The following is a 7,853-nucleotide window of genomic DNA, read 5'->3' on the forward strand; positions in this document are numbered from 1 at the left end:
TTACGCGCGGCCGAGGCGGTCCAGCGTCCACGCGTTGACGAACGCCTCCTCGCGCCAGGAGTCGTACCGGCCGCTGGGCCCGCCGTGGCCGGCGCCCATCTCGGTCTTGAGCAGGTAGTCGCCCTGCGGGGCGAGCGCGCGCAGCCGGGCGATCCACTTGGCCGGCTCGTGGTAGAGCACCCGGGTGTCGTTGAGGCTGGTCACCGCCAGGATCGCCGGGTAGTCGGCCGACGTCACGTTCTCGTACGGGGTGTACGACTTCATGTACGCGTAGACCTCGGGGTCGTCCAGCGGGTTGCCCCACTCCTCCCACTCGGTGACCGTCAGCGGCAGTGACGGGTCGAGGATCGAGGAGAGCGCGTCCACGAACGGCACCTGCGCGACGATCCCGGCGAACGCGTCCGGGGCCAGGTTGGCCACCGCGCCCATCAGCAGGCCACCGGCCGAGGCGCCCCGGGCGACCAGCCGGTCGCTCGCCGTCCAGCCGGCCTTGACCAGGTGCCGGGCGCAGGCCACGAAGTCGGTGAACGTGTTCTTCTTGGCCAGCAGCTTGCCCTCGTCGTACCAGCGGCGGCCCAGTTCGCCGCCGCCGCGGATGTGCGCGACCGCGAAGATGACGCCGCGGTCGAGCAGGCTCAGCCGGGGGATCGAGAACCACGGGTCCATGCTGGCCTCGTACGAGCCGTAGCCGTAGATGACCGCCGGCGCGGAACCGTCGCGCGGGGTGTCCCGGCGGCAGACCAGGGAGATCGGCACCCGGGTGCCGTCGTCGGCCAGCGCCCAGTCCCGGTGCTGCTCGTAGTCGGCCGGGTCGTACGCCCGCCCGTCCGGGCCGGGGCGTACCGGCTTGCGTCGCAGCAGCGTCAGCTCGCGGCCGGTCAGGTCGTAGTCGTAGATCGACTCGGGCGTGACCAGCGAGGCGTAGCGCAGTCGGATCGCGCCGGTGCGGTATTCCGGGTTCGCGTCCAGCCCGACACTGTAGATCGGCTCGGGGAAGTCGATGTCCCAGCTGTCGTCGCTGCCGACCGGCACCACCCGCAGCCCGGTGAGCCCGTTGCTGCGCAGCGACACCACGAGATGGTTCTCGAACGCGTCGACCGACTCCAGCCGGGTGCCCGGCGTGTGCGGGATCAGCGGCGTCCAGTCGCCCGGCGCGTCGGCCGAGGTGTACGCCAGCGCGAAGTCCTCCGCGCCGTCGTTGTGCAGGATCAGGAAGCGGTGGCCGTGGTGCTCGACCGCGTACTCGACGCCCTGCCGCCGCGGGGCCACGATCGCCGGCTCGCCGGTGGGGTTGGCCGCCGGGATGACCCGGACCTCGCTGGTGATCTTGCTGTGGATGTCGATGACCACGAAGCGCTCGGAGCGGGTCAGTTCGACGCCCACCCAGAACCGCTCGTCGTCCTCCTGGTGGACCACCACGTCCTCGCCCGGGCCGGTGCCGACGGTGTGCCGCCACACCCGGTTCGGCCGCCACGCGTCGTCCACGGTGACGTAGAACAGCGTGGAGGCGTCGCCGGACCACGCCGTGCCGTAGAACGTGTCGGGCACCTCGTCGGGCAGCAGCTCGCCGGTGGACAGGTCCTTGATCCGCAGCGTGAACCGCTCGTCGCCGGAGAAGTCGGTGGAGTAGGCCAGCCAGCGGCCGTCCGGGCTCACGTCGAACGCGCCGAGCGAGAAGAAGTCGTGCCCCTCGGCGAGCTGGTTGCCGTCGAGCAGCACCTCCTCGCCGTCGAGCGGGGCGCCGTCCGCGCTGACCGGGGGCGTGGTCTCACCGGGGCGGACGGCGCGCCGGCAGCGCACGCCGTACTGCTGCCCCTCGACCGTGCGGGTGTAGTACCAGTGGCCGTCCTTGCGGGTCGGCACCGACAGGTCGGTCTCCTGGGTGCGTCGGCGCGTCTCCTCGAACAGCTCGGCCCGCAGCTCGGCCAGGTGCGCGGTGCGCGCCTCGGTGTAGGCGTTCTCGGCCTCCAGGTAGGCGATCGTCTCCGGGTCGTCCTTGGCGGTGAGCCAGGCGTACTCGTCGACGACGGTGTCACCGTGGTGGGTCCGCTCGGCCGGAACGCGCTTCGCCGTGGGCTGTGGGGTCGTGGTCACGGCGTCACGTTACCGGTCGGCGGGCCGCCGCCGGGCTCCGCGCCGCGCGAAGCCGGCGACGCGCCGCCAGCATTTTCGAACATGTGTACGATTGCCGCCATGGCGGCTGCTGCGCGTTCCACCGACCGACCCGGAGCCCTCGAGATCACCCGGAAGCTGGCCGAGATCTGCGGCCGTCCGTTCGCCCGTTTCGCCGGCCCGGCCGACGAGGTGGCCGGCCGCACCGCCCGCTGGGTGGCCGTGCCGGGCGGCCCTCGTGCCGCCGCCGAGGTGCTCCGGTTGGCGGCGGCGCACGACCTGACCGTGGTGCCGCGCGGCGCCGGCACGAAGATCGACTGGGGTGCCGCCCCGGGCCGGGTCGACATCATGCTCGACACCGGCCGGCTGGCCGGCGTCTGGCACGAGCCGAGGGACGCCGCGGTGGCCGAGATCGGCGCCGGCACGCCGCTGCGGGCGGTCCAGGCCACGCTGGGCCGCACCGGCCGCCGGCTCCCGGTCGACGCGCCCTCGCCGGGGGCGACGCTGGGCGGGGTGCTGGCCGCCGACGAGGCCGGCCCGTTGCGCCACCGGCACGGCAGCCCGTGCGCGCAACTCGTCGGCGTGCGTTACCTCGACGCCGACGGCGAGCTGGTAAGCGTCGGCGAGTCCGGCACGGCACGGCTCGAACGCGCGGCCCCGGCGAGTGGCTCCGACGTCGCCAGCCTGTTCGCGGCCGATGAGCACGGTGTCGGGATGGGCGGTCCGGGCGGTGACGGTGGCACGGCGGAGTTCGCCCGTGGCGGGCCGCCGGGAGGTGGCGGCGCGGTGCTCGGTCGCGGCGACCTGCCGGGGCTGGACGTGGCCCGGCTGCTGTGCGGGTCGCAGGGCGGCCTCGGCGTGCTGGTCTCGGCCACCATGCGGGTGCACGCGGCGCCGGCCGGCCGGGTCTGGGTGTCCCGCCCGCTCTGGTCGCCGCTGGAGTTGCCCGACCTGGTCCGCGCGGTGCAGGCCGCCGGAGTCGATCCGGCCGCCGTCGAGCTGGACCTGCCGGTCCCGATCCCCCTGCCCCGCCGCCGGATCCCCGCCAGCCATCCCTCGGTGGTCGGCCGCCCTGACCATCCGGCGGTCACCGGGCGGCCGGCGGTGGGCAGCCTGGTGGTGCTGCTGGAGGGCGGCCCGTCCGACGTGGCGGGACGCGCCGAGCGACTGACCGCCGTGCTCGGCGGTGAGGCCGTGGTCAACCGCCACGCGCCCGAGTGGTGGGGCCGTTATCCGTTCACCCCGGGCGACACCGCGCTGCGCATCGACCTGCCCGCCACCGACCTGCACGCCGCGGTCTACGCGCTGCGCGACGCCGCCGGCACCCCGATGCCGGTGCGCGGCTCCGCCGGGATCGGCTCCGCGTACGCCGCCCTGCCCGGGTCGCTGGCACCCGAGCGGGTCGCCTCGATCCTCACCGCGGTCCGCAGCGTGCTGATCGCCCGGCAGGGCCGGTGCGTGGTGGTGGCGGCGCCGGCCCCGGTGCGCCGCAGCGTCGACCTCTGGGGCGAGCTGCCCGCCCTGCCGCGCCTGCGCAGCGCCAAGGCGCACCTGGATCCGCACCGCCGGCTGGCCCCCGGCCGTCTCCCCGGTGGCCTCTGACCCGAGCCACGTGGACGGTCAGGGGATGTCGTTGCGGAGCACCAGGACGGCGATGTCGTCGCGCGGCGGCTCGGCGGAGAACGCGATGGTGGCGGCGCGCAGGCGGGCGGCGACCACGTCGGCGGAATAGCCGGCCAGCGGCGCTGCGGATTCACGCAGCCGCTCGGTGCCGAACAGCTCCCGGCCGCGCCGCCGCTCGGTCACCCCGTCGGTGTAGAAGATGAGCGCGTCGCCCGGCTTGAGCGCCAGCTCGGCCGTCGGGGTGGTGATGGCGTCGAGCAGACCGAGCGCGGTGCCGCTGGCGCCGACGAACGTCGCGCCGCCACCGCCGTGCAGCAGCACCGGCCGGTCGTGGCCGGCCAGGTGCAGGGAGACGTCGAGCTGGTCGCCGTCGCCGGGCGTGACCGCCGCCAGCGCGAGCGTGCAGTAGCGCCCGCCGCCCCGCTCGACGAGCGTCTCGTTGAGTCGGCCGAGCACCTCCGGCAGCGGCTTGCCGTCGCCCACCAGCACCCGGATCACGTCGCGGACCAGGCCGGTCACGGCGGCGGCCTGCACGCCCTTGCCGGAGACGTCCCCGACCACCACCAGCCAGCGACCGTCCGGCAGCGGGACCACGTCGTAGAAGTCGCCGCCGACCTCGGCGTCGTCGCCGGTCGGGACGTACTCGGCGGCGAAGCCGATGCCCTCGACCACCGGCAGCACCGGCGGCAGCAGCGACTGCTGGAGCGTCTGCGCGACCCGGCGACGCTCGGCGTGGATGCGGGCGTTCTCGATGGCGAGCGCGGCCCGCCGGGCCACGTCCTCCAGCACCGAGACCTCGTCGGGGTCGTGCCGGTGCCGCTGGTGGCGGCCCACGGCGAGCGTGCCGAGCCGCTGCCCGCGGGCGATCAACGGGACGGCGAAGCCCTCCATCGGCCCGCCCAGCGGCACCTGCGTCTGGCTGCGGGACGCCTCGCGCAGCCGGGACTGGATCGAGTCCGGGCCGGTCTCGGCGAGGACCCGGTGCAGGTGGGGCAGCATCGCCTCGTCGGCGTGGCTGGACGCGGCGAGACGCAGCCGCCCCCATTCGTCGGTGGTGTGCACCGCGCACCACTGGCCGAGCCGGGGCACCACGAGCTGCGGCACGAGCGCCATGGTCAGCTCGACGTCGAGCGACTGGGCGAGCAGCTCGCTCGCCTCGGCGAGGAACGTCAGCCAGGCGGACCGGCGGACGTCGGCGCGACGCAGCCGGTCGTTCTCCAGGTGCAGCGACAGCCGCTCGGCGGCCAGCACCGCGAGCGGCCGGGCGTACGCCGAGGGTGCCGCGTCCAGTTCCAGCTCGCCGGCGTACGGGCGGTGCACGGCGAGCGGGACGCGCAGCAGCTCGTTGCCCTCCCGGGGGGCCCGGCCGTAGCGGGCGAACACCTGGGTGCCCTGCCCGTCCCCGCGGTCCAGTCGGACCGTGCCGCCGGCCGCGCCCACCATCTCGCCGACCCGGGTCAGCAGCCCGGCGGCGAACTCGGGCAGCGGATCGTCGGCGTACGCGTCGGGGGTGGTCTGCATCAGCTCGCTCATCGCCGCGGCGCTCGGCGTGCCCTGGTCCGGGCGTTCCGTGCCGGCCCGGGCCGGTGCGGCGGACAGCCGGGCGGGCCCGCCCCGACCGGGCCGGTCCAGGCGGAACCAGACGCCCTTGCCGGTCGGGAGGTACGTGGTGCCCCACCGGCTGGCGAAGTGGTCGACGAGCAGCAGGCCACGACCGCGCGCGGCCACCTCGGTGATGTCGGCGGTGGTGTTGCGCACGCCGACGACCAGTTCGTCGACCGGGCCGGAGGCGAAGTCGGTGACGGTGACCGTGAACCCGGCGGGGTCGGCCTCGACCTCGATGTCCAGTTCGGTGCGGGCGTGCTCGACCGCGTTGGTGGTCAGCTCGGTGGTGAGCAGCAGCGCCTCGTTGAGCAGTTCGGGCAGGCCGGCTTCGAGGAGCATGGCCCGCACCAGCGCCCGGGCCGCCGCGGGGGTGCGCCGGTCGGCGGGGAGGCGGACGCGTCGGACGTGCTCGTCCGCGCCGCCGCCGTGGGCCGGCCCCGCATCCGCTGCCACCTCCGTATCCTCCACCGCCGCCACCCCGACTGCCAACCACCCCGCCCGAACCCGGAAACTCGGGCAGATACCGTCCGTGACGCGCCCCGGGCCCGCCGTGACCTCGACGGATCGCGCGGCAGAATGATGGGATGGCCGCGTGTCGGCACGAGCCGGTGGGCCCCGAGCTGAGCGAGGAATGATGACCACGGCGAAACAGTCGGTGAGCGCGGATCCGTCCGCCGCCGACCACGAGGCGCTCCTCGGCGAGCTGGTCGAGGCGTTGCAGCGGGTGGCTCGCGGCGACCTCCGGGTCCGCCTGCCGCGACGGGCGGGGCGCTCCGGCGAGGTGGCCGACGCGTTCAACGACGTGGTGTCGCTCCAGGAACGGCAGCAGCTGGACCTGCGCCGGATCAGCCGGATCGTCGGCCGGGACGGCCGGCTGACCGAGCGCCTCGACGACGAGGGCCTGGAGGGCTCCTGGGCGGAGGGGCAGCGGGCGGTCAACTCGCTGATCGACGACCTGGGCCGGCCGGCCACCGAGATCGCCCGGGTCATCGTGGCGGTGGCCGACGGTGACCTGTCCCAGCACATGGCGTTGGAGATCGACGGGCGCCCGCTGCGCGGTGAGTACCTGCGGATCGGCCGGACCGTGAACACCATGGTCGACCAGCTCTCGTCGTTCGCCGACGAGGTGACGCGGGTGGCCCGTGAGGTGGGCACGGAGGGCAAGCTCGGCGGCCAGGCCGACGTGCGCGGCGTCGCCGGCACCTGGAAGGACCTCACCGACTCGGTGAACACCATGGCGTCGAACCTGACCGGCCAGGTGCGGTCGATCTCCCAGGTGGCGACCGCGGTGGCGAAGGGCGACCTGTCGCAGAAGATCACCGTCGGCGCGCGCGGCGAGGTGGCCGAGCTGGCGGACACCATGAACTCGCTCACCGACACGCTGCGGTTGTTCGCCGAGCAGGTGACCCGGGTGGCGCGTGAGGTGGGCACCGAGGGCAAGCTGGGCGGGCAGGCGCAGGTGCCGGGCGTGGCCGGCACCTGGAAGGACCTGACCGACAACGTCAACTCGATGGCGTCGAACCTGACCTCGCAGGTCCGCAACATCGCCCAGGTCTCCACGGCGGTGGCGAAGGGCGACCTCAGTCAGAAGATCACGGTGGCGGCTCAGGGCGAGATCCTGGAGCTGAAGGACACCGTGAACACGATGGTGGACCAGCTCTCGTCGTTCGCGGACGAGGTGACCCGGGTGGCGCGTGAGGTCGGCATCGAGGGCAAGCTCGGCGGCCAGGCCCAGGTACGCGGTGTCTCCGGCACCTGGCGGGACCTCACCGAGAACGTCAACCAGCTCGCCGGCAACCTGACCAGCCAGGTCCGGAACATCTCCCAGGTGTCGACCGCGGTGGCGAAGGGCGACCTGGGTCAGAAGATCACGGTGGACGCGCAGGGCGAGATCCTGGAGCTGAAGAACACCGTGAACACGATGGTGGACCAGCTCTCGTCGTTCGCGGACGAGGTGACCCGGGTGGCGCGTGAGGTGGGCACCGAGGGCAAGCTGGGCGGGCAGGCGCAGGTGAAGGGCGTCTCCGGCACCTGGCGGGACCTGACCGACAACGTGAACTCGATGGCGTCGAACCTGACCTCCCAGGTCCGCAACATCGCGTCGGTCACCACGGCGGTGGCGAAGGGCGACCTGTCGCAGAAGATCACCGTGGACGCCCGGGGCGAGATCCTGGAGCTGAAGTCCACGGTGAACACGATGGTGGACCAGCTCTCGTCGTTCGCGGACGAGGTGACGCGGGTGGCGCGTGAAGTGGGCACCGAGGGCAAGCTCGGCGGTCAGGCCCAGGTACGCGGCGTGGCCGGCACCTGGCGGGACCTCACCGACAACGTGAACTCGATGGCGTCCAACCTGACCGCCCAGGTGCGGAACATCGCCCAGGTCTCCACCGCGGTCGCCAAGGGCGACCTGTCGCAGAAGATCACCGTGGACGCGCAGGGCGAGATCCTGGAGCTGAAGTCCACGGTGAACACGATGGTGGACCAGCTCTCGTCGTTCGCGGACGAGGTGACGC

At 73.8% G+C, this 7,853-nt stretch carries 4 protein-coding genes; 2 read left to right on the forward strand and 2 right to left on the reverse strand.

Going from position 1 to position 7,853, the window contains the following annotated elements; all coding sequences use genetic code 11:
• Complete coding sequence (locus ACLQ2W_RS03570; protein ID WP_425785199.1) at window positions 1-2,094, reverse strand: S9 family peptidase; 2,094 nt, start codon at window positions 2,092-2,094, stop codon at window positions 1-3.
• Between the two features lie 99 nt (window positions 2,095-2,193).
• On the opposite strand from ACLQ2W_RS03570, the gene ACLQ2W_RS03575 reads away from it, so the two are divergent.
• Window positions 2,194-3,714 carry an FAD-binding oxidoreductase gene (locus tag ACLQ2W_RS03575; protein ID WP_425785200.1) on the forward strand — a complete coding sequence of 507 codons (1,521 nt, stop codon included), beginning with the start codon at window positions 2,194-2,196 and terminating at the stop codon, window positions 3,712-3,714.
• An 18-nt stretch (window positions 3,715-3,732) separates the two neighbouring features.
• On the opposite strand, the gene ACLQ2W_RS03580 is transcribed toward ACLQ2W_RS03575, so the two are convergent.
• Complete coding sequence (locus tag ACLQ2W_RS03580) at window positions 3,733-5,793, reverse strand: SpoIIE family protein phosphatase (protein ID WP_425785201.1); 2,061 nt, start codon at window positions 5,791-5,793, stop codon at window positions 3,733-3,735.
• Window positions 5,794-5,974: 181 nt separating this feature from the next.
• On the opposite strand from ACLQ2W_RS03580, the gene ACLQ2W_RS03585 reads away from it, so the two are divergent.
• A partial coding sequence (locus ACLQ2W_RS03585) for a HAMP domain-containing protein (RefSeq protein WP_425785202.1) occupies window positions 5,975-7,853 on the forward strand: 1,879 nt, incomplete at its 3' end.

Source organism: Micromonospora sp. DT227, assembly GCF_049841835.1.
In the GTDB taxonomy this organism is placed as follows: Bacteria; Actinomycetota; Actinomycetes; order Mycobacteriales; family Micromonosporaceae; genus Micromonospora.